This window comes from Thermostichus sp. MS-CIW-15 (genome assembly GCF_054060575.1).
In genome coordinates, this window is the sequence record NZ_JBSSDI010000043.1 from 1 (window position 1) to 19637 (window position 19637).

Here is a 19637-nt window from a genome sequence, read left to right on the forward strand (position 1 = left end):
CAGCCGATAAACACGAATCTGTCGCGCTTGAGCCAGTCGTCGACGATGTCGAACCATCCTCGCTCCTGGCGCGCGCGCCCTACTGCGATGGTCATAGGACAATTTTCTCCAGAAAAAGACAACCAACCAAAAATGCAGTGCAGCACCGCCCCCAGCATTTCTGAGCGGCACCGCCCTTCTATCTTACGAAAAATTAATAAATTGCAACACTTCTCAGGATGAGGCTCTGCCCCAGCTTGGCCGGCACAGGGATCCCTTGTGTTTTAGGATGGGAAGGGTTTTGCCGGGATCCGCTTGCCTCAGCAGGACGAGGGTCATCGCAACACGGAGGGCATTGTGGTGCAAGCCAGGATTTTGTTTGCAGCGGCGGAGGCTGCCCCCATTGCCAAGGTGGGGGGTATGGCGGATGTGGTGGGATCCCTGCCCGTCGTTTTGCGCAAGCTGGGGCAGGATGTGCGCATCATCATGCCCCTGTACGGGTTTCTCTGGGACAAGTTCGGCCCGGAACCGGGGCAATACCCCCGCTCCAAGGATCCCATCTGGTCTAAACAGGTCATGGGGCAGGTGGCCGATATTTACGAAAGCGTTTTGCCCGGCACCGATGTGCCCCTCTACTTGGTCAGCCACTATTGTTTTGCTCCCCACCGCATCTACTACGGCGAGGACGAGTTCTGGCGCTTTACTTTTTTTGCCAACGCCGTGGCTGAATTTGCCTGGACCTACTACCCTTGGAAACCCAACATCATCCACTGCCACGACTGGCACACCGGCATGATCCCGGCCTGGATGCACCAGGCTCCCGATATCGGCACCGTCTTTACCATCCACAACCTGGCCTATCAGGGGCCTTGGCGTTGGCAACTGGAACGCATGACCTGGCTGCCCTGGTATTTTTCCGCCCACAACACCATGGCTGCCGGGATCCTCTACGCCGACCAAGTGAATACGGTTTCGCCCACCTACGCCCTGGAGATCCGCACCAGCCTCCATGGAGAGGGCCTCCAGGATCTGCTGGCCTGGAAAGGGGAGCGCCTGCGGGGGATCCTGAACGGCATCGACACCGAGAAGTTCGATCCCCGCACCGATCCCGCTCTCGAGGCCAACTTCAGCATCGACGACCTCAGCGGCCGGGCGGTGAACAAGGCGGCGCTCCAGTCTCGCTTGGGTTTGACCGTTAACCCCGACGTGTTCTTGATGGGCATGGTAGCGCGTTTGGTGGAACAAAAGGGGATCGATCTGCTTATCCAAACCCTGGATCGCTTTTTGGCCTATAGCGATTCACAATTTGTCTTGCTGGGCAGCGGGGAAGCCTACTACGAGGGGCGGATCCGGGAGATGGCCGAGCGGCACCCGGGCAGAATGGCCTATCAACAGGGTTACCAGCCGCAACTGGCTCAGTTGATCTATGGAGGAGCAGACGTCTTTTTGATGCCCAGCCGCTTTGAGCCCTGTGGCATCAGCCAGATGATCGCCATGCGCTACGGCTGTGTGCCCATTGCCCGCCGCACGGGAGGGCTGGTGGATACGGTCAGCCATCACATTCCCAGCAAGGGGATCGGTACGGGCTACTGCTTTGATCGCTACGAAGCCCTGGACTTCTACACCTGCTTGGCGCGGGCTTGGGAGGCCTTTCAGCACAAAGACACTTGGCAGGCGCTGCAAAAGCGGGGCATGGCCACCGACTTCAGTTGGCAGCGCTCGGCGCTGGAATACTTGCGCCTGTACGAGCTGATTATGAACTTGCCGCTGAGGCCGGAAAAGACCTCCTCTGAGAATCAGCCCGCCCCCACTTAGCTCTACTCCGTCCAAACAGCCAGCCTCCCAGCAACTTCTGGCTGAGGGGATCCCTGAGCTGCGGCGGAGGCACCCAGAGTGAGATAAAGTAGAACGGGTTAACGAGGTTTTGAGGACTGCCTGCCAATGTTCGGACGACGTCCCGCTGTTATTGGCCAAGGTCGGCGCCAAGACGCCACTGTCCAAGGGCTCAACTTTCTGCGCCGTTCTTGGGCGCGGTTGGCTTTCGGCTTGTTGCTTGGCCTTGTCCTGGGCGTCGGCTCGACTCTCTGGGCCACGGCTCAAGAGCTGCCCCCTGGCCAGCAGCTCATTCCCAACCCGCAGCAGTTTCGGGCCCTAGAACAGCCCAACAATGCCCTCAGCGTGTTGCGGGCTGAACAACTGGCCGCCGAAGCCGATGCCGCCATCCAAGCGCAAAACTACGACCGGGCCATCGAGCTGCTGCAACAGGTGTTCAACGCCTACAACCAGCGCTCCAACTACCACCAAGATCTCTCCCGGGCTTTTGCCGGGATCCAAAACCGCATCTCCGAAGAGCAGCGGGAGCTGGCCCGCGTTGCCGCCCAGGCCCGAGATGAGGCTGCCTACGACCTGGCCGTGGTCTATCGGGCTGCCGGGCGCCCCGAGGAGGCCGTAGCCTGGCTGATTCAGGTCATCAAGAGCCAGACCCCAACCCGGGAGCTAGGCACCCAGGCCTACCAGCAGCTTCTGGAGATCGGCTTCGTCAGCACCCCCTTCCCCTAGCGCTCCTCTCCCAGATGCCGGTAGAAAGCCAGCGCTGTTTGCCCGTAGGCCCGCTGGTCAAAGCGCAGCAGGGATCCCACCTGGTCGGGCAGCTCGTGGCTGCTGCGGTGCTCGACGATCAAAGTTCCGCCTGGCTTGAGGAGGGGCGGGATCAGCGGCAGCAGGGGGGCATACAGACCCGCCTCGTAGGGGGGAGCAAAGTAGACGTAATCAAAGGGATCCAAACCCAAGCCGCGGCTGAGCAGCTTGCGGGCATCTCCCTGGATGACCTGGAAAGATTGCCCCGGCTGCGCCACCTTGGCCCAGTTGGCTCGGATGATGCGACAGGCAGGGGCGGCGATCTCGATCCCGGCCACAAAGGCCGCCCCATGGCACAGGGCCTCTGCCCCCACTGTGCCGGCTCCACAGCAGAGATCCAGCCAGCGACAGCCCTCCACCTGCCCCCGCAAGATGTTGAACAGGGCCTGCCTCACCCGCCCAGGGGTGGGTCGAGTGCCCAGGCCGGCAGGCGTCTGCAGCGCTCGTTTGCCGCTGATACGCAGGCCCATTAGTGTTAGGGGGAGGGAGTCGGTGTAGGCAACTGGCCGGTTAACCCGCTGCGCTGGGCGGCACGATCCCGTTCCATCTGGATCTGCTCCACCAAAGCTTCAGGCAACTGGGCAGCAGCCTGCAGGGCTTGGTCGAAAAGGGGAACTGCCTCCCGGTCTTGGCCCTTGGCAACCAAAATTTGCGCCTTGAGGTAGTAGAGCTCAGGGTTGTTGCAGGAAGCAGCAATGGCCCGCTCCACCGCCTCCAGCGCCTCGTCAAAGCGTTTCATATCCCGATAGGCCAGGGCTTGGCCGCGGTAGGACAAATAGTCAGGCGCTGCCAGGCGAAATTGATTCAACGCTTTCTCCCGATAGGTCAGCAGCAAATCCATATAGCCGTTGAGGAGATTCAGCTCTGGGTCGCTGCTGTCCACGGCCTGGGCGGCCCGGATGGACGCAAACAATTGATTGAGGGTGGGCAATGCCTTGGGCAGCCCGATCACCACCCCCTCCCGCACCACAGTGTTGGCCGCCTCTAGCCCATAGCCCACGCCCTCATACAGGTTGCCGCGCAAGGGATCCGTCTTTTTCAGCTCGGCAGCCACTTGTCGGGTTTGGGTGGCCAACTGGGCAAAAGCATCCAGATCCCCCTCCTGGTAGGCCAGCGCCGCCAACAGGGCATAGACCATTGGCTCGTCGGGGGAAGCTTTCTTGGCTATTTCCAGCTTCTCTCGGCTCTGGGTGTAGCGGCCTGCGCAGAAAAACTCCTCAAACGCCGCAGCCACCTCAGGGCTGATGGGGCGGGCATTGGCCCCGCTGCGAAAAGGATCCTGCGCCCAAACCGGCAAGGCGGATCCCCACACCCAACACAGGATCCCTGCGAGCTTGGCCCCTCTGCCGAACTTGTCGCTTCTCATCCCCTGGCCTCAGCACCCACTACGAACTTTTAGCGAATCGACGCGTCCTTGACCTGCTCTTCAGCGCAGCATTTGCGCAATCGCAGCAATGGCTGCGTCCTGAACCAACTCATTGGTCTCGTGGGCCAGGAGAGCGTGCAAGGGATCCAGGGCGCGCGGATCCCCGATTTGGCCGAGGGCGCGGGCTGCCGCCTCCCGCACCGCCGGTTCGCCGTCAGAAAGCTTGGTCAGCAAAGCCGGCACCGCCTCAACTGCACGCATTTGACCCAACTGATAGATGGTTTGCAGTTGGGCCTCAAGAGGGGTTGTCGCAGCTGTAGGAACAGAGCCGTACACAGAGATGCCAGGAGAGTAGCCGTAGGAGCCCCGGCCCGCCATGGCGATGGCCGAAAGGGCCTGCAACGCCTCTAGGGCATGATACCGCTCTGCCTCGTTCATATGCGGCAATTGGGCCACCAGGTTGTCAAAGGCTTGCTGTACAGGGTCAGCAGCCGCAGCCTGTTGGACAATGCGAGCAAGGTTTTGGTCGGCCCGCATCTGTTGCCAAGACTGGAGCATCGCCAAGCCGGCAACCACCAAAGCAGCATCGGCCAAAACAGCCAGCAGTGCCATCCCGCCCCAAATCTTGCTGCGACGGCTGAGCTTTCGCATCTGCTTATCCAGGTAGACGAAAGCCTGGTGCTGCCGCTCCCAAAAGTCAGGGGCCACCTGCAGAGTTTGGGCGCTCAGATCAGGAGACAGAAGGTTTTCCTCGCGGGCCACCTCCAAGCTTTGCAGCCTCTGGTTTAGGCGAGAAAAGTGTTTCGTCCAGAGCCAAGTAAACATCAGATCCCATCCTCTCTCCGAGCCTGCCAATGGAGCCAAATCTCCCTGACACAGCAATCTAGGGACTCGTGCTTGCATCCGTTAAGCGACAGGATAACAAAAGCCTCGGCCCCCCACCACCCGCTCTCGAGCGAAAAAGCGCAGCGCGGAAGCAAGCCATGGCTGCGGTGAAGCGCTCGGTGGTGACCCCCCCATAGACAGCCGCCCGCACCTTAGGCAGGCGGGAGCATAATCCGCTCCGAAAGACCTAGGAACACCGGGTACTGAGCACAGCCGAGCACCGTTCAGCGCTGCATCGAGATCGTCATCCTTCTCTAAGCGATCTTTCTGGCAACGAAGCAATTTTCGGCCCGGCGGCATTTCCCGCCGGAGCAGCATCGCGTTTGCGCCAGCAGACTGTGGGCCCTACGCAGTTGGCTGGACGGACAAAACAACCTGTCTTGTCCACTTCCAGTTCCCCAAACAGAGGATTCCCAGGGGCAACCGAATCCTGGCAGATTCCTTACAATCTACGCTCAGATCAGCTCGCTTACCGGGAAGCGATCCAGCAGTTTTTGGGCTTCGCGAGCGTTTTCCCGCAACTCGGCTGGCAGATGGGGTATGTAGGGAATCTGGGAGAGCAAATCCAGCGTGCGGCGAATCAGGCGCACAATATCCCCAGCATCCAGGTTGGTGCTGGCCTCTAGCTGTTCCCAAGGGATCCCTTGCGCCCAGTGTTCCACGATCCCGGCCAAGCCAGGCTCAAACCCAATCGGCACGTGAAACACCTGGTGTTGCCGCTGGCTGCGGAACAGTTGCCGCCGCAAGCCTCGTAAGCCATGCAGCACATCCTCGACTAGCCCGGAAGTACGCAGCCGGCTGTAGGTACCCGAACGGGGAGGCTCGGCCACCAGGGCAGCGATCACCCCAGCGAAGTGATGGGGAGCACAGCCTAGACATTCGCCAGATAGCAAAGCCAGCGCCAGCCAGAGCTCGTTATCTCCCCGCAGAGCGGCTACCACCTCTCCGCTGGCGGTAGGTTGATACTCCCGCAAACAGTCGAACTCCTGCAACACCCCCACCAAGGCCATAAATTGCTGCCAGCGCAACTCCTGTACCGAGTCGCTTTGCCGCTCCAGGTGCTGCAGACGCTTGCGCAGGCGCTGGCGCTTTTCCTGTAAACCCAGCAGCTTTTTCCCAACCCTGTGGGCAGGGTTTGCGCGGATGCGGGCTTCCAGGGCGCGGATCTTTTCCTCTTGGGCTTGGATGTGGGGAAAGGCCAATAGGCGCAGGGTGGGATCCGGCTCGGCTTCTCGCTGTTTGAGCAGGTAGCGCAAGATGCGCCGCTCTTCCCGCCGTTGCGCCTGCATTTTCTCGTAGCGGGCGATGTCTTCGTCGGAAATACCCTCCAAGAGGCGGTCGATCTCTTCCAGCTCGGCGCGGGTGTGCTGGAGCTCCTGTTGTTCGGGCAGCTTTTGCAGCGAGAGCAAATACTGGCCAAAGCTGCGGTTAATGAGATCCCGCGCCGCCTCCAGAGAATGCTTTTGCAGCAGGTTCAGCACCATGCCATAGGTGGGAGTAAACTGGCTCACCAGGGGATCTGCTCCCGCAGTGGCCAGCCGCGCCGCCTCTTGCGCCCCTTCAAAGGGAGATTGCAAGGTCACCACATGCCCGATCACATCTTTGCCCCGTCGTCCGGCCCGGCCCGACATTTGCATAAACTCAGAGGCAGTCAGGAGGCGATGGCCGTTGTCGGTGCGCTTGGAGAGGGAGGAAATCACCGTCGTGCGGGCGGGCATGTTGATCCCGGCGGCCAAGGTCTCGGTGGCGAAGACCAGCTTCACCAACCCCTGCTGAAACAGGTGCTCGACCAGGCCCTTCCAGGCGGGCAACAGGCCGGCATGGTGGGCGGCAATCCCCCGGTAGAGGGCATCCAGTTGATCCCGACGCACGGCTTCCGGCGTTTCCCGGCAAAAGCGGTCGATCTGCTCGGCCAACTGCTGCCGTTCTGCCTCGCTGGCGATCAAGTCCAAGTTCCCCACGCTGGCCACCGCCAGGTCGCAGCCTTTGCGGCTGAAGATGAAATAGATGGCCGGCAACATGTCCCGCTGGCGCAGGTTTTCCACCACCTGCACCATATCCGGCACCCCCCCATAGGAGGACTGGCCGGACTTGGGGAGTTTGCTTTTTAGGCGGCGATTGCAAACCCACTGGCCCGACTCCGTTTGTTCCAGCAGGGGGAACAGCCCTTTGCGATTGGCAAAGTGAAATTGCAGCGGCACCGGGCGATGGCTGGAGTCGATCAGTCGCGTGGGGCCATGCACCTGGTTCATCCAGTCGGTGAGCTGGTCGCTGTTGGCCAGCGTGGCCGAGAGGGCAACAAGCTGGATGTGGGCAGGGCAGTGGATGATCGCCTCTTCCCAGACGGTGCCTCGCTGCTGGTCGTTCATGTAGTGGCATTCGTCCAGGATCACCGCCTGCACGTCTTGCAAGGGATCCCGGCTCAGGGCCTCCGCCTGCTCCCACGCATCCATCTCGCTGGCGTAAGCCCCCTGTTGGACAGCCAGAGAAAGCGGCGTGCCGTAGAGCATGTTGCGGAAGATCTCGGTGGTCATCACCAAGATGGGCGCCTCCCGGTTGATGGAGATGTCGCCGGTGAGCAGGCCAACCCGCTCTGGGCCAAATTGCTGGCCGAAATCGCGAAACTTCTGGTTGGAAAGAGCCTTCAGAGGAGTTGTATAAAAAACCCGCTTGCCGTGGGACAAGGCCCGATAAATAGCATATTCTCCGATCAGCGTCTTGCCGGATCCCGTAGGTGCACAGACTACCACCGATTCCCCAGCTGCTAGAGCTTGAATCGCTCGGATTTGAAACTCATCCAGCTCAAAAGGGAAAAGCCTGCGCAACTCGTCCAGCAAGTCGGTTGCCGGGGAGAGAAGCGGGTTCATGGGATCCGAAAAGTCATCAGAAAACAACCTAAAAGCTAGCCACCTCGCTGCCGCTTGTGTGCTATATCTCCCAGGATACAAGCTTGATCCGGGTGTTGGCTCGGGGCTGCGAGTCTTGCCGCTGGGGGAGACCCAAGCCTGGGCAATGCTAAAATGAGGTGCCGTCGCCGGGTGCCATCGTGCTGGTTGTAATCGACAACTACGACAGCTTTACCTATAACCTGGTGCAATACCTGGGGGAACTGGGGGCACCGATGCAGGTTTTTCGCAATGACGAGATCTCAGTGGCCGAGCTGCGCCAGATGCAGCCGGAGGCTGTAGTCATCTCGCCGGGGCCGGGACGACCAGAGGATGCCGGCATCTCGCTGGAGCTAATTCGGGAGCTGGGGCCAGAGTTGCCCATTTTGGGTGTCTGTCTGGGGCACCAGTGCATCGGCCAGGTCTACGGTGGCCAGATCGTGCGCGCCCCTGAGTTGATGCACGGCAAAACTTCGCTGATCTACCACCAAGGGGTGGGGGTATTTGAGGGGCTAAGCCGGCCTTTTGCGGCCACCCGCTACCACAGCTTGGCCATCGAGCCCTCCACCTGTCCTGAAGAGCTGGAGGTGACGGCTCAAACGGACAGTGGGATCATCATGGGGATCCGCCACCGCCGCTACCCTCACGTGCAGGGGGTGCAGTTCCACCCAGAAAGCATTTTGACCACAGAGGGCAAGCGCCTGCTAGGCAACTTTCTGCGCCTGGCTCGGCACCATGGTTCGGGATCGCCCCAGCCGGCGGCTGCCGTCGTCGCGTCAGGGATCCCGTGCCCATGAAGCGTCGCCAACTTTTGCAAGCCAGCGCCGGCCTGCTGGGATCCCTTGCCGTAGGGGGTCAGCGGGCGGGTGCTCAAACAGGGGGATCCCTGGAGTTCACCCCCCAGAGCCTGCAACTGACCTGGCTGCACCACAGTTGCGTTTTGTTCGAGGGGGAGGGCAAGCGCTTTCTGGTCAACCCCTTCCGCCCGGCGGGCTGTACAGCCGGCTACCCTGCTCCCAGCGTTGCTGCCGATCTGGTGCTGCTCAGCAGCCGTCTCCTGGACGAAGGGGCTTTGGACGTGGTGCCGGGCAACCCCAGGGTGCTGTTTCAGCCGGGGGACTACTTCATCGACGGGATCCGCGTGCAGGGGGTGCGCATGCCGCGGGGCCCCCGCTTTGGCCTCAACGTGGGCTGGCGCTGGCGCATGGCCGGGATCGACATTGTCCATTTGGGAGGGGCACTGCAGACCATTGGCCGGGAACAGTCCATCCTGCTGGCTCGCCCTGACCTGTTGCTGGTGCCGGTGGGGGGTGGGCCGAAAAACTACGATCCCGCCGCGGCCAAGGCGGCCATCGAAGCGCTGCAGCCCAAGTTGGTCATCCCGACTATGTACCGCACCGCCGCCGCCGAGGAGTCCCAGTGCGAGCTGCAGCCTCTAGAAGCGTTTTTGCGCCTCTTTCCCGCCGCTGCCGCGCAACCTGCCCTCAGCAACCCCTTGCTGCTCTCGGCCCAGGCCCTGCCCAGCCAAGGGATCGCCATCCTGTTCTTTGAGGAGTAGGGCCATGAGGCGCAGGCGGTGGGCTGTAGGTGTCGGGTTGGGATCCCTGCTGCTAGGCGGTCTGGGGCTCTATGGGTACAGCTTGCCGGCAGATCCCCAGGCTCTGGCCACTGCCAACCCGCTGCGGCTGCAGTTGGCCCTCTGGCTGGGGAAAGACGCCAACGCCGTTGAGGAGCGGGGCAAGACGGCTCTGTTCTTCGTAGAAAGCGGCCTCAACACCCGCCTTTTGCTGGCTGCCGGGGCGGATCCCAATCAACTAGACCATGGGGGAGCTAGCCCACTGCACCAAGCCGCTCGCCTGGGCAACCCTGAGGTTACGAAAGCCCTGCTCCAGGGAGGGGCGGAGGTGAACGCTCGTTTTGGGGCCGGTGGCCTTCCCCTGCATTTTGCCGCTTGGTCCGGCAACCCCGAGGTCGTTCGGCTGCTGCTGGAACATGGCTCCGAGATCGACGAGCCGGACGGCTACGGCCTCACGCCCCTGCGCATCGCCCAGGATCTGCGCCGCTGGGAAGCTGCAACCCTGTTGTCCCGCTGGCCCCGCTCCGCCTCAACCGACGGGCATACAGATTGATTCCCCTTCTCTACCACCCCAGCACCCAGGCGAAGATCAAAGGCGCCACGATGGTGGCATCCGACTCGATGACGAACTTGGGCGTGTCGACCCCTAACTTGCCCCAGGTGATCTTCTCGTTGGGCACCGCCCCCGAGTAGGAGCCGTAGCTGGTGGTGGAGTCGCTGATCTGGCAGAAATAGCCCCACAGAGGGATCCCCTTGCGGCCCAGGTCTTGGTGCAGCATGGGCACTACGCAGATGGGAAAATCCCCGGCAATGCCGCCGCCAATTTGGAAGAAGCCGATGGAGCACTCTGCCGAGGTGCGCGTGTACCAGTCCGCCAGGTGGATCATGTACTCGATGCCCGTGCGGACGGTATGGACATGGCGGATCTCGCCGCTGATGCAGTGGGCAGCGTACATGTTGCCGGTGGTGGAGTCCTCCCAGCCCGGTACGTAGATGGGCAAGTCGGCCTCCATGGCCGCATAGACCCAAGAATCCCGCGGATTGATCTGGTAGTAGGGCTCCAGCCGGCCGCTGCGCAGGATGCGGTAGATGAACTCGTGCGGGAAGTAGCGCTCCCCCGCCTGATCGGCAGCCGTCCACTCTTCCAGCAGAGCTTTTTCCAGGCGCCGCATCGCCTCTTCTTCGGGAATGCAGGTATCGGTTACCCGGTTCAGGTGCCGCTCCAGCAGCTCCTGCTCCTGCTGCGGGCTGAGATCGCGGTAGTGGGGCACCCGCTCGTAGAAGTCGTGGGCGATGAGGTTAAAGATGTCTTCCTCCAGGTTGGCGCCGGTGCAGGAGATGGCGTGCACCTTGTTCTGCCGAATCATCTCGGCCAGAGAAAGGCCCAGCTCTGCCGTGCTCATGGCGCCGGCCAGGGTCACCATCATCTTGCCGCCTTTCTCCAGGTGAGCAGCGTAGCCCTTGGCGGCATCCACCAGGGCGGCGGCGTTGAAGTGGCGAAAGTGATGCTTAAGAAATTGGCTGATAGGACCTTTGGCCACTGCTTCTGCGGTTATCATGGTTGGGTTTCTAAGCAAGGCGGGTTCGCCTTCCCAAGGCACAGACCTCGTATCATAGCCAAACCTAAGAGCGCTGGCAAGCTTTTAGGGATCCCTTCAACCTTTTGTTTTGGACATTGCCGGCATGGCCATTGCTCTAGAGTACGTTCGCGAGATCTACTATCGGCCGCTGCTGCAGTTGGTGTACGAGGCGCAAACGGTGCATCGGCAGCACCATCCGCCTGGCCGGGTTCAACTCTGCGCCCTGGTCAACATCAAGTCGGGCCGCTGCCCGGAAGACTGCGCCTATTGCCCCCAAAGCGCCCGCTACTCGACAGGGATCGAGACCTACCCCTTGATCTCGCTGGAGTCGCTGCGTCAGCAGGCCATGGCCGCCCAAAGGGCCGGCGCCACCCGGCTGTGTATGGGCGCTGCCTGGCGGTCGGCCCCGGCAGGGGAGGCGTTTGAGCGGGTGTTGGAGATGGTGCGCCTGGTGCGCAAGCTGGGGATGGAAGCCTGTGTCACCCTGGGGATGGTGTCGGCTGCCCAGGCGCAGCAATTGGCGGCGGCGGGTCTGACGGCCTACAACCACAATCTGGACACCTCGCCGGCGTTCTACCCCCGCATCATCACGACGCGCACCTATCGGGATCGCCTGGAGACACTGGCCCATGTGGCGGCAGCCGGCCTGCAGATCTGCTGTGGCGGCATTGTCGGCCTTGGGGAAAGCGACGAAGACCGCATCGGCCTGCTGCACGTTCTGGCCAACCTGACGCCGCCCCCCACTTCAGTGCCCATCAACGCTTTGGTTCCCGTGGCCGGCACGCCCCTAGGCCAGCTTCCCCCGCCCGATCCGCTGCTGCTGGTGCGCACCATCGCCACGGCCCGCCTGCTGCTGCCCACCGCCCAGATCCGGCTCTCGGCAGGGCGAAAAAACCTGTCCGAGAGCGAGCAGGCGTTGTGCTTCTTGGCGGGGGCCAACTCCATCTTCACCGGGGAAAGGTTGCTGACCACGCCCAATCCAGGCCAGGCTGCCGATGCGGCTTTGCTCGAGAAGCTGGGCCTGCAACCTCTGTAGAGGCATCTCCCCTTGCCCTTTCGGGATCCCTGCTTGTAACAATCTTTGCAGAAAATCGAACCCTCTTAACCCTGTCGGCAGCCATGCCAGAATGGTGGCGACAGTGTTCTTCAGGGTTGTCACGTCGGGTTCATGTCTCCTGTCAGCACTGCCGAGCCCCTTGCCGAAGTCCAATCCCCTGAGGCGGCTGCTGCTTCTCCTCCCCAGCCCTTGCCGGGGGAGACTGGGGAGCCGTCAAGGGGGGGGTTCTTCTGGGGATCCCTGCGGCGCTGGTGGTCTCGCTGGAAACAAAAGCTGCGCCTGGAGACCCAGTTGCTCTTTGTGGCCACGCTGGTGGTCTCGCTGGTGGTGAGCAGCTTCACCTTCTGGGCCGTCAGCACCGTGCAGCAGGATGCGCGCTTTAACGAAGCCCGCTTTGGCCGGGATCTGGGGCTGCTGTTGGCGGCCAATGTCGCCCCCCTGATCGCAGAAGATCGCATTGGCGAAGTGGCCCAGCTGTCGCGGCAATATTTTGAGAGCACCAGCAGCATTCGCTATTTGCTCTATGCCGACCCGGAGGGGAACATCTACTACGGGATCCCGTTTTCCAACCAGGAGGTGAAAACCTCCCTCAGCCTTACCCGTCGCATCCAACTGCCGGACAACCGCCCGCCTGCCGAGGGTCAGCCGCTGGTGCGCACCCACCTCACCCCTGCCGGGCGGGTGACGGACATTTTTGTCGGCATCTATCATCAGGGCCGCTTTTTGGGCACCCTCGGCCTTGGCATCAACCCCAACCCCGCCCTCGTGCGCTCGACGCAACTGGCGCGGGAGGTCGCGATTGGAGTGTTCTTGGCGGTGTGGGTTCTGGCCATCCTGGGAGCCGTGGTCAACGCCCTCACCATTACTTACCCCATCAAAGCACTGGTCAAGGGCGTCCAGGAGATCACCAAGGGCAACTTCAAGCAGCGCATCGACCTGCCCTTTGGGGGAGAGCTGGCCCAGCTCATCGACAGCTTTAACGAGATGGCGGAGCGGCTGCAGAGCTACGAGGAGCAGAACATCGAAGAACTGGCCGCCGCCAAGGCCAAGCTGGAGACTTTGGTTTTCTCCATCGTCGATGCCGCCATTTTGCTGGACGCTGAGTTTCGCGTACTCTTGCTCAACCCGGCGGCTTCCCGCATGTTCGGCTGGGAGGGCGAGCCTGTTTTGGGCAAGCCCTTGCCGGAGCTGTTGCCCGAGGATCTGCGGCAGCAGTTGGCCCGCCCCCTGATGCAAATTGCCCGCGGGGATCAAGAGGCAGAGGAAATTCGCGTCAACCTCAGCGGCCCCACCAAGCGCGTCATCCGCATCCTGCTGTCGCCGGTGTCGGATCCGCGGCGGCAAAACCTCAAGGGGATCGTGATGACGGTGCAGGACATCACCCGCGAGGTGGAGCTCAACGAGGCCAAGGCCCAGTTCATCAGCAACATCAGCCACGAGCTGCGCACCCCACTCTTTAGCATCAAGTCCTTCATCGAGACCCTCTACGAGTACGGCGAGCAGATGTCGCCAGAGGAGCGGCTGGACTATCTGGAAATTGCCAACCGCGAAACCGATCGCCTCACCCGCCTGGTCAACGATGTGTTGGATTTGTCCCGTCTGGAGTCGGGGAAACAGTACCACTTCGAGGCTGTCGATATTGCCGCGGTGATCGAGCAAACCCTGCGCACCCACCACCTGCAAGCCCGCGACAAAGGGATCCAGTTGCGCAAGTTCGTCGATCCGGATCTGCCCCTGGTGTGGGGCAACTACGATCTGCTGCTGCAAGTGATGACCAATCTCTTGGGCAATGCCCTCAAGTTCACGCCCTCGGGAGGGCTGGTGACGGTGCATGCCCACCCGGTCGTGCAGGCGGATGGATCCCCGCAGGCGGTGCGGGTGGCGGTGGCCGATACGGGCATCGGCATTGCCCCGGAGGATCAGGAGCGGATCTTCGACCGCTTTTTCCGGGTGGAGAACCGCGTCCACACCCTGGAGGGCACCGGCCTGGGCCTGGCCATCGTGCGCAACATCCTGGAGAAACACCACACCCGCATCTGCCTGGAAAGCAAGCTGGAACAGGGATCCACCTTCTGGTTCGACCTGCACCTCTACACCGAAAACGGGCCGCTGGAGTTTGCCGCCCAGCCAGGCGAAACGGATCCCCCCAGTTGCCGCTGGCGGGAGGACTCCCGTCACACCCATCAATCTTGAGGAGCAGAAATGGACAGCCTACCGGCAATTTTTTGGGATTGGGCCTCAGCGCTGCCTGCGGCTTTCGCATTTTTGTGCCGCTGTTGGTGATGAACCTGGCAGCTCGCTCCGGGCATCTGCCGTTGGCTCCCGATCTGCAGTGGATTGGGTCGGAAGAGGCGCTGTCGGTTTTTGCGGTGGCTACCTTTTTCGAGGTTGCTGCCTACTGTGTACCCTGGGTGGATAACCTGCTGGACGTGGTGGCAACGCCGGTGGCGGTAGCGGCCGGGATCCTGGTGATGTCGGCGGCAAGGGATCCCTCTACACTGGAGAAGGTTTTGAGTTGTGAGGGGTTGCTGCCATGCCGCCTCGCTGGCCCCGGAAGCCCTCCCGTCGGGATCCTGAGTTTCGCAAGCTGGATGACCGCTACACCTACGCGGCGCATCTGGCTGTTTTTCTCTGCAGCGCGTCGGGGCTGGTGTTTTTCCAGCAGCTGTATCGGGCGGATTGGCCGTGGCTGCTGCCGCTGTTGGGCGGGTGGGGCCTAGGCCTGGGGATCCACAGCTTCTGGATCTTTTTTGTGGCCCGCTATCCTGCCGATCCGGGTTTGGTGGAGCTCCCCCCCGAAGCCAACGAAGACTCTGCAGAAGCCGGCTAGCGGCCTCCTTCAAGGGGAGCCAGAAGAGAAGAGGCGCTGTCGTCGTTGCCGCTGCAGCAGCAGGGGGGAAAGGTCGCTCTCGTCGTAGATATCCCCCACCAGCTCTTCCAAAATGTCCTCCAGCGTAATGAGGCCGGTGGTGCCGCCAAACTCATCCACCACGATCCCCAGGTGTTGGCGGGAGCGCAGCATCTCTTTGAGCAGCAGGCTGACGCGCTTGGTCTCGGGCACAAAAAAAGGCGGGGACATGGCCTTGGTCACCTCGGCATTGCCCTTTTGCTCCAGGTAGCGCAGGGCCTGCTTGAGGTGGATGACGCCGACGATCTCGTCCTTGGATTCCCCCTGCACGGGGATGCGGGAGTAGCCCGTCTCCAGGCAGAGCTTCACCACATCCTGCAGCGTTTTGTCGTGGGAAATGGTCTCCATTTTTACCCTTGGCTTGGCCACATCCCCAGCCTGGAGCAAATCCAACGCCAGCGCCCCGCGAAACAGGCGCCGTTTTTGCCAATCCAGTAGCCCTCGCTGCCCCAGCACATCGATCAACAGCTGCAAATCCTTGAGGGAAGCGGTGGCTGTCAGCGGCGAGAGCTCCAACAGGTTGAACAGTCTGCTGACAACCCACTCAGAGGCAGCGGTAAAAGGGCGCAGCAGCACCGAGAGGACATGGACAGGCCGCACCACCCAGCGGAACACTGCCAGCGGATGGCTCACCGCCAAAGACTTGGGCGCCACTTCCCCCACCAGGAGCACCAGGATCGTGGTGGGCACGGTGGCGGCCAAAGCTCCAAACTGGGATCCCAGCAGCTCAATAGAGATGGTGGTGGCCAGGGCGGCAATGCCGATGTTGACAAAGTTGTTCACCAACAACAGGGTGGTGATCATCCGTGAGCGCTGTTGTTGAGCCAGTCGATAGAGGCCTTGCGGATCCCCTTGTTCTTCGATCAGGGACTCCAAGCGCAGGTTGTCCATAGCCGTGATGGCGGTTTCCGCTCCGGAGCAGGCCCCTGAGAGGAGAAGCAGAAAAGCCAGGAGGAGGACATTACCCATAGTGCTCGCGGCTACCCAGAGCCGGATACGAGTGATTTGGGCCGAGGGGGAGCAGGGCAGGCCAGTATCTCTTCGTCAACAGGATTCCTACCTTAGCGGTTCTGGCCAAGCGCATCGCCCCCCCAAGGCTCAACACCTCAGAATTGAATTGGCCCCATCTCGCAAGCTTGAGAAAATCTTCAGGGTTCAGATAACTTCAGATAATATCGAAATGGGCTGCCCCGGATCGCTCCAAAAGCTGCCGGTACAGCCTCACAATTTTGTCTTCCACCTCAGCTTGGCTCAGGTGATCCGTGTCGATCAGAATGGCATCGGGGGCAGGCCGCAAGGGAGAGATAAGCCGCTCGCTGTCGCGGCGATCCCGCTGCTCGATCTGAGCTTTTAACTCTTCGAGGGACACCACTTGTCCTTGGGCTTGCAGTTGGTGTTGCCGGCGCTGGGCCCGCTCCCCCACCGAGGCGGTCAAAAAGACTTTCAGCTCGGCATCAGGAAAAACATGGGTGCCGATATCTCGCCCCTCCAGGACGGCCCCCCCATCCCGTCCAATGAGGCGTTGCCGCTTCACCAGCTCCTGCCGTACCCCCGGCACTGCCGCCACCTGAGAAACCCAGCGGGTCACCTCTGGGGAACGAATGGCCTGGGTAACTTCCTCACCGTCGGCCCAGATGCGGGTGGGTTCGTCGGCCGAGGGGCCACTTTGTAGGGTTAGTTGGGTTTGGGCAGCCAGTTGGGTCAGTTGCTCGGCGTCGTCCAACGGGATCCCCCGCTGCAGCGCCAGCCAGGTGATGGCCCGGTACATCGCCCCCGTATCCAGGTACAAGAGCTGCAGTTGAGCGGCCACTGCCCGCGCTACGCTGGACTTCCCGGCCCCTGCCGGGCCGTCGATGGCAATCAGCGGGCGACGCCCCCTTTTCGGGGAAGGAGGCACTGCACTCTGCTGTTCTTGGGGCAAGGGATCCACCCCTTCCGGGGAAAGGAGCAGGTTGTCGATGAGGCGAGTTTGCCCTACATAGGCGGCGATGGCCAGTAGCCCCTTATCTTTCACCTCCGATAGGGGCTGGAGGGTTTGCGGATCCACCAATTCCAGATATTGCACGCGCAGCTCGGGGGTGCGCTCCAGCTCAGCACGGGCGGCGGCCAGGATCCCTTCGGCGGAGGGATCCCCGGCTTGCCAGTGGTCGTAACCTCGGCGCAGGGCGCGGTACAGGCTGGCGGCCACCTGCCGCTCCACTGCCGAAAGGTAGCGGTTGCGGGAGCTGTAGGCAAGGCCGTCGGCTTCTCGCACGGTGGGGCAAGGGACAATGGTGGTGGGAATTTGCAGATCTTGAACCAGCCGCTGGATAATTGCCAGTTGCTGGGCATCCTTTTGGCCAAAATAGGCCCGCTGCGGCTGCACCAGGTTTAGCAGTTGCAGCACAATGGTGGCCACGCCGCGAAAATGCCCCGGTCGGTGGGGGGCGCAGAGGGTCTGCAAAAGGGACTCAGGAGGCATGACCCAGGTGCGATCGCCGGCAGTGGCCGGGTCGGCCCCCATCTCCTGCGGGTCGGGGGCAAACACCACATCCACGCCCGCGGCTTCACACAGAGCCCGATCCCCTTCCTCGTCGCGGGGGTAGCGATCCCAGTCTTCGTTGGGGCCAAATTGGAGGGGGTTGACAAAGATGCTGACCACCGTGTGGTCACACTCTTGGCGGCAGCGGCGAATTAGGCTGAGATGTCCTTCGTGCAGGGATCCCATCGTTGGCACCAGGCCTATGGTAGATCCCCGCCAGCTCGCTACCTGCTCCCGCAAAGCCGCCACCGTGCGCAGCCACTGCATCGCCATGCCACCTCACCTGCTGAGCCACTCTCTTGCCGACGGTTTGGTGCCAGCTTTTTCCTCCCTGGCTTTCACAGACCCATCTTATTGCCGCGCTGATACTGTCTGTAGGCGGCCACAAACAGGCCTGCCAAGGTAACCAGCACCATCCCCAAAACGATCCCCAGCAAAATTGGCTCGATCACAACCTAGGCCTCCTACTTCAAACCTAGATCATGATAAGCCAAGCCCAAACTCTTCCTCACCTTGCCCGGGGGGATCCCTGCCAAAAGTCAAAACAACGAAGGTACAGGGGACGCCCCCAATTGCCTCGGTGGAGGGTCAAGTCTCCACGGCTATGGCTTGCTCTTTGATCGCTTTGATCGCTTCGTTGAACCTGCAACTGTCCCGCCCGAACTTGCCGAAAGATGTTTCCCAACCACAACTGCTCTCCCGCTTTGAAGGAGTGTCTGGCTGGGCTGGAAGAGCAACTGCGCCCTCTGGCAGACAAGGCCGTTCCCCTGTTGGTGGCAGACTCGGATCCGCTGCAAGTGTGGGCTGCCGTTTTGGCCTGCCAACACCTGGGGATCCCCCTCTTCTTGGCCAATCCCCACTGGGGAGGACGAGAGTGGGGGCAGGCTCTGGCCAGCCTGGGATCCGCTTGGCGCTGGCGGCGAGGGCAGTTGCAGGAGGGTTCTGCCTCCTCCCACCCCCCTCTGCAGCATTGGCAACAGATCCTACCCAGCGCCGATTGGCCAGTAATCGGGATCCCTACCGGTGGCTCCGGCGGCCAGGTGAAATGGGCAGTGCACTCCTGGCGTACCCTCAGCGCCTCTGCCAGAGCCCACCAGCAGCACTTCAGCGTGGATTGCGTCCATAGCTATTGTGTCCTGCCCCTGTACCACGTCAGCGGCCTGATGCAAGCTGTTCGTTCCTGGCTGAGCGGCGGCCAGTGGATTGTCTGGGATTGGAAACGACAGCAGCAGGCCGAGGCCTGGGATCCGCCTTTGCCGGGCAGCTTTCTGTCGCTGGTGCCCACCCAGTTGCAGCGGCTGTTGCTCAACGCCCAGCCGGGAGTCTTGGAGAGCCTGCGCCAGTTTCGAGCCATTCTGGTTGGCGGCGGCCCCACCTGGCCCAGTTTGCGGCAACAGGCCCGGCAACTGCACCTGCCCTTGGCCCTCACCTATGGCATGACCGAAAGCGCCTCCCAGGTGTGTACGCTCCTGCCGGAAGCCTTTTTGCAGGGGAGCGATAGCCTGGGGCGGCCCCTGCCCCACGCCACCCTGGAGATCCGCGGCGAAGCAGGGGATCCCTTGCCCGCCCAGACGGCGGGCCACATCCACGTGTGGGCGGAATCCCTGGCGCTGGGCTACTACCCTTTGGCGAGGGAGGCTGATGGCCTGGGCAAGTGGCAACAGCGGGGCTTCACCCCTGGAGATTGGGGCTATCTGGACTCAGACGGCTATCTCTACTGGCTGGGCCGCGCCGACGACCTGATCCTGACCGGCGGGGAAAAGGTGATGGCGGCCGAGGTAGAAGGGGAGATCCGGGCCAGCGGCTGGGTGGAGGATGTGTGCGTGCTCGGCCTGCCCGACGGCGAGTGGGGCCAGCAGGTGGTGGCGGTGGCCGTGCCCAAGGCTGGGATCCCTGCCCTCCCCGTAGAGCTGGAGAGGCACCTAAAGCAACACCTGAGCCAACAACTGAGCCCCTTCAAGCACCCTAAGCAATGGCTATGGTGTGCCGGGATCCCGCGCAACGCCCAGGGCAAAGTCAGCCGCCAACAGCTGCGGCAGTGGGCGGCCCAGCAGTTGAGACTGGCAACGCCAGGCAGCTAGCCGGATCCCTCCCGGATGCCCAGACGGGCCAAGTCTCGCCAGATTTCAAAGGCCAACTCGCGGTTGTGTGGCTGATACATTTACGCTGAACACTGCTGAGCATTACTGCTCAGCGGTGAAGCGATAGCATTCTGTCCGTTTCCGTTGTCACTACGCGACGCT

General features: G+C 61.9%; 18 protein-coding genes. 10 read left to right on the plus strand and 8 right to left on the minus strand.

Going from position 1 to position 19637, the window contains the following annotated elements:
- Window positions 1-339: 339 nt before the first annotated feature.
- Entirely contained in the window at window positions 340-1794 is a 1455-nt protein-coding gene (gene glgA, locus ACVW0R_RS12310; protein WP_099813309.1) for a glycogen synthase GlgA, read from the plus strand.
- A 126-nt stretch (window positions 1795-1920) separates the two neighbouring features.
- Entirely contained in the window at window positions 1921-2538 is a 618-nt protein-coding gene (locus ACVW0R_RS12315; protein ID WP_011431432.1) for a hypothetical protein, read from the plus strand.
- Here the strand turns inward: ACVW0R_RS12315 and rsmD are convergent.
- From rsmD to ACVW0R_RS12335, 4 genes are all read right to left on the minus strand, one after another.
- Complete coding sequence (gene rsmD, locus ACVW0R_RS12320; RefSeq protein ID WP_011431433.1) at window positions 2535-3086, minus strand: 16S rRNA (guanine(966)-N(2))-methyltransferase RsmD; 552 nt, start codon at window positions 3084-3086, stop codon at window positions 2535-2537. The genes ACVW0R_RS12315 and rsmD overlap by 4 nt on opposite strands.
- Window positions 3087-3091: 5 nt before the next feature.
- A complete protein-coding gene (locus ACVW0R_RS12325; RefSeq protein ID WP_011431434.1) occupies window positions 3092-3982 on the minus strand; it encodes a Sll0314/Alr1548 family TPR repeat-containing protein in 891 nt (296 codons plus the stop codon).
- A 60-nt stretch (window positions 3983-4042) separates the two neighbouring features.
- The gene (locus ACVW0R_RS12330; RefSeq protein WP_228375357.1) at window positions 4043-4807 is read right to left on the minus strand and encodes a HEAT repeat domain-containing protein; all 765 of its coding nucleotides are present in this window, start codon (window positions 4805-4807) and stop codon (window positions 4043-4045) included.
- Window positions 4808-5322: 515 nt separating this feature from the next.
- A complete protein-coding gene (locus ACVW0R_RS12335; protein ID WP_457502127.1) occupies window positions 5323-7734 on the minus strand; it encodes a DEAD/DEAH box helicase in 2412 nt (803 codons plus the stop codon).
- A gap of 179 nt (window positions 7735-7913) precedes the next feature.
- Between ACVW0R_RS12335 and ACVW0R_RS12340 the strand changes: the two genes are divergently transcribed.
- From ACVW0R_RS12340 to ACVW0R_RS12350, 3 genes are read left to right on the plus strand one after another with little or no spacing between them, the layout of a single operon-like run.
- Complete coding sequence (locus tag ACVW0R_RS12340; protein ID WP_011431437.1) at window positions 7914-8549, plus strand: anthranilate synthase component II; 636 nt, start codon at window positions 7914-7916, stop codon at window positions 8547-8549.
- The gene (locus ACVW0R_RS12345; RefSeq protein ID WP_457502129.1) at window positions 8546-9310 is read left to right on the plus strand and encodes an MBL fold metallo-hydrolase; all 765 of its coding nucleotides are present in this window, start codon (window positions 8546-8548) and stop codon (window positions 9308-9310) included. Before ACVW0R_RS12340 ends, ACVW0R_RS12345 begins: the two co-directional genes overlap by 4 nt.
- Before the next feature lie 4 nt (window positions 9311-9314).
- Window positions 9315-9881, plus strand: a complete 567-nt coding sequence (locus tag ACVW0R_RS12350) for an ankyrin repeat domain-containing protein (RefSeq protein WP_099812737.1) — start codon at window positions 9315-9317, stop codon at window positions 9879-9881.
- A gap of 10 nt (window positions 9882-9891) precedes the next feature.
- Here ACVW0R_RS12350 and ACVW0R_RS12355 read toward each other — a convergent pair whose 3' ends face one another.
- Complete coding sequence (locus ACVW0R_RS12355) at window positions 9892-10887, minus strand: deoxyhypusine synthase family protein (RefSeq protein ID WP_011431440.1); 996 nt, start codon at window positions 10885-10887, stop codon at window positions 9892-9894.
- Between the two features lie 124 nt (window positions 10888-11011).
- Between ACVW0R_RS12355 and bioB the strand changes: the two genes are divergently transcribed.
- The 4 genes from bioB (at window position 11012) to ACVW0R_RS12375 (ending at window position 14795) form a co-directional block, all read left to right on the plus strand.
- Window positions 11012-11944: a biotin synthase BioB gene (gene bioB, locus ACVW0R_RS12360; protein WP_011431441.1), complete on the plus strand. Its 933-nt coding sequence runs from the start codon at window positions 11012-11014 to the stop codon at window positions 11942-11944.
- Window positions 11945-12076: 132 nt separating this feature from the next.
- Entirely contained in the window at window positions 12077-14158 is a 2082-nt protein-coding gene (locus ACVW0R_RS12365) for a HAMP domain-containing sensor histidine kinase (protein WP_071813535.1), read from the plus strand.
- 32 nt (window positions 14159-14190) lie between these two features.
- Window positions 14191-14685, plus strand: a complete 495-nt coding sequence (locus ACVW0R_RS12370) for a DUF4126 domain-containing protein (RefSeq protein WP_240531054.1) — start codon at window positions 14191-14193, stop codon at window positions 14683-14685.
- Window positions 14613-14795 (plus strand): hypothetical protein, encoded by a 183-nt coding sequence (locus ACVW0R_RS12375; protein ID WP_414346997.1) that lies wholly within the window; start codon window positions 14613-14615, stop codon window positions 14793-14795. The genes ACVW0R_RS12370 and ACVW0R_RS12375 overlap by 73 nt, the downstream gene beginning before the upstream one ends.
- A 9-nt stretch (window positions 14796-14804) precedes the next feature.
- On the opposite strand, the gene ACVW0R_RS12380 is transcribed toward ACVW0R_RS12375, so the two are convergent.
- The 3 genes from ACVW0R_RS12380 to petG form a co-directional block, all read right to left on the minus strand.
- Window positions 14805-15842: a hemolysin family protein gene (locus ACVW0R_RS12380; RefSeq protein ID WP_457502130.1), complete on the minus strand. Its 1038-nt coding sequence runs from the start codon at window positions 15840-15842 to the stop codon at window positions 14805-14807.
- A 196-nt stretch (window positions 15843-16038) separates the two neighbouring features.
- Window positions 16039-17661 (minus strand): bifunctional pantoate--beta-alanine ligase/(d)CMP kinase, encoded by a 1623-nt coding sequence (locus ACVW0R_RS12385; RefSeq protein WP_011431446.1) that lies wholly within the window; start codon window positions 17659-17661, stop codon window positions 16039-16041.
- 71 nt (window positions 17662-17732) lie between these two features.
- Window positions 17733-17846: a cytochrome b6-f complex subunit V gene (petG, locus tag ACVW0R_RS12390; protein WP_011431447.1), complete on the minus strand. Its 114-nt coding sequence runs from the start codon at window positions 17844-17846 to the stop codon at window positions 17733-17735.
- 222 nt (window positions 17847-18068) lie between these two features.
- On the opposite strand from petG, the gene ACVW0R_RS12395 reads away from it, so the two are divergent.
- The gene (locus ACVW0R_RS12395; RefSeq protein WP_011431448.1) at window positions 18069-19475 is read left to right on the plus strand and encodes a 2-succinylbenzoate--CoA ligase; all 1407 of its coding nucleotides are present in this window, start codon (window positions 18069-18071) and stop codon (window positions 19473-19475) included.
- The last annotated feature ends 162 nt before the right edge of the window (window positions 19476-19637 follow it).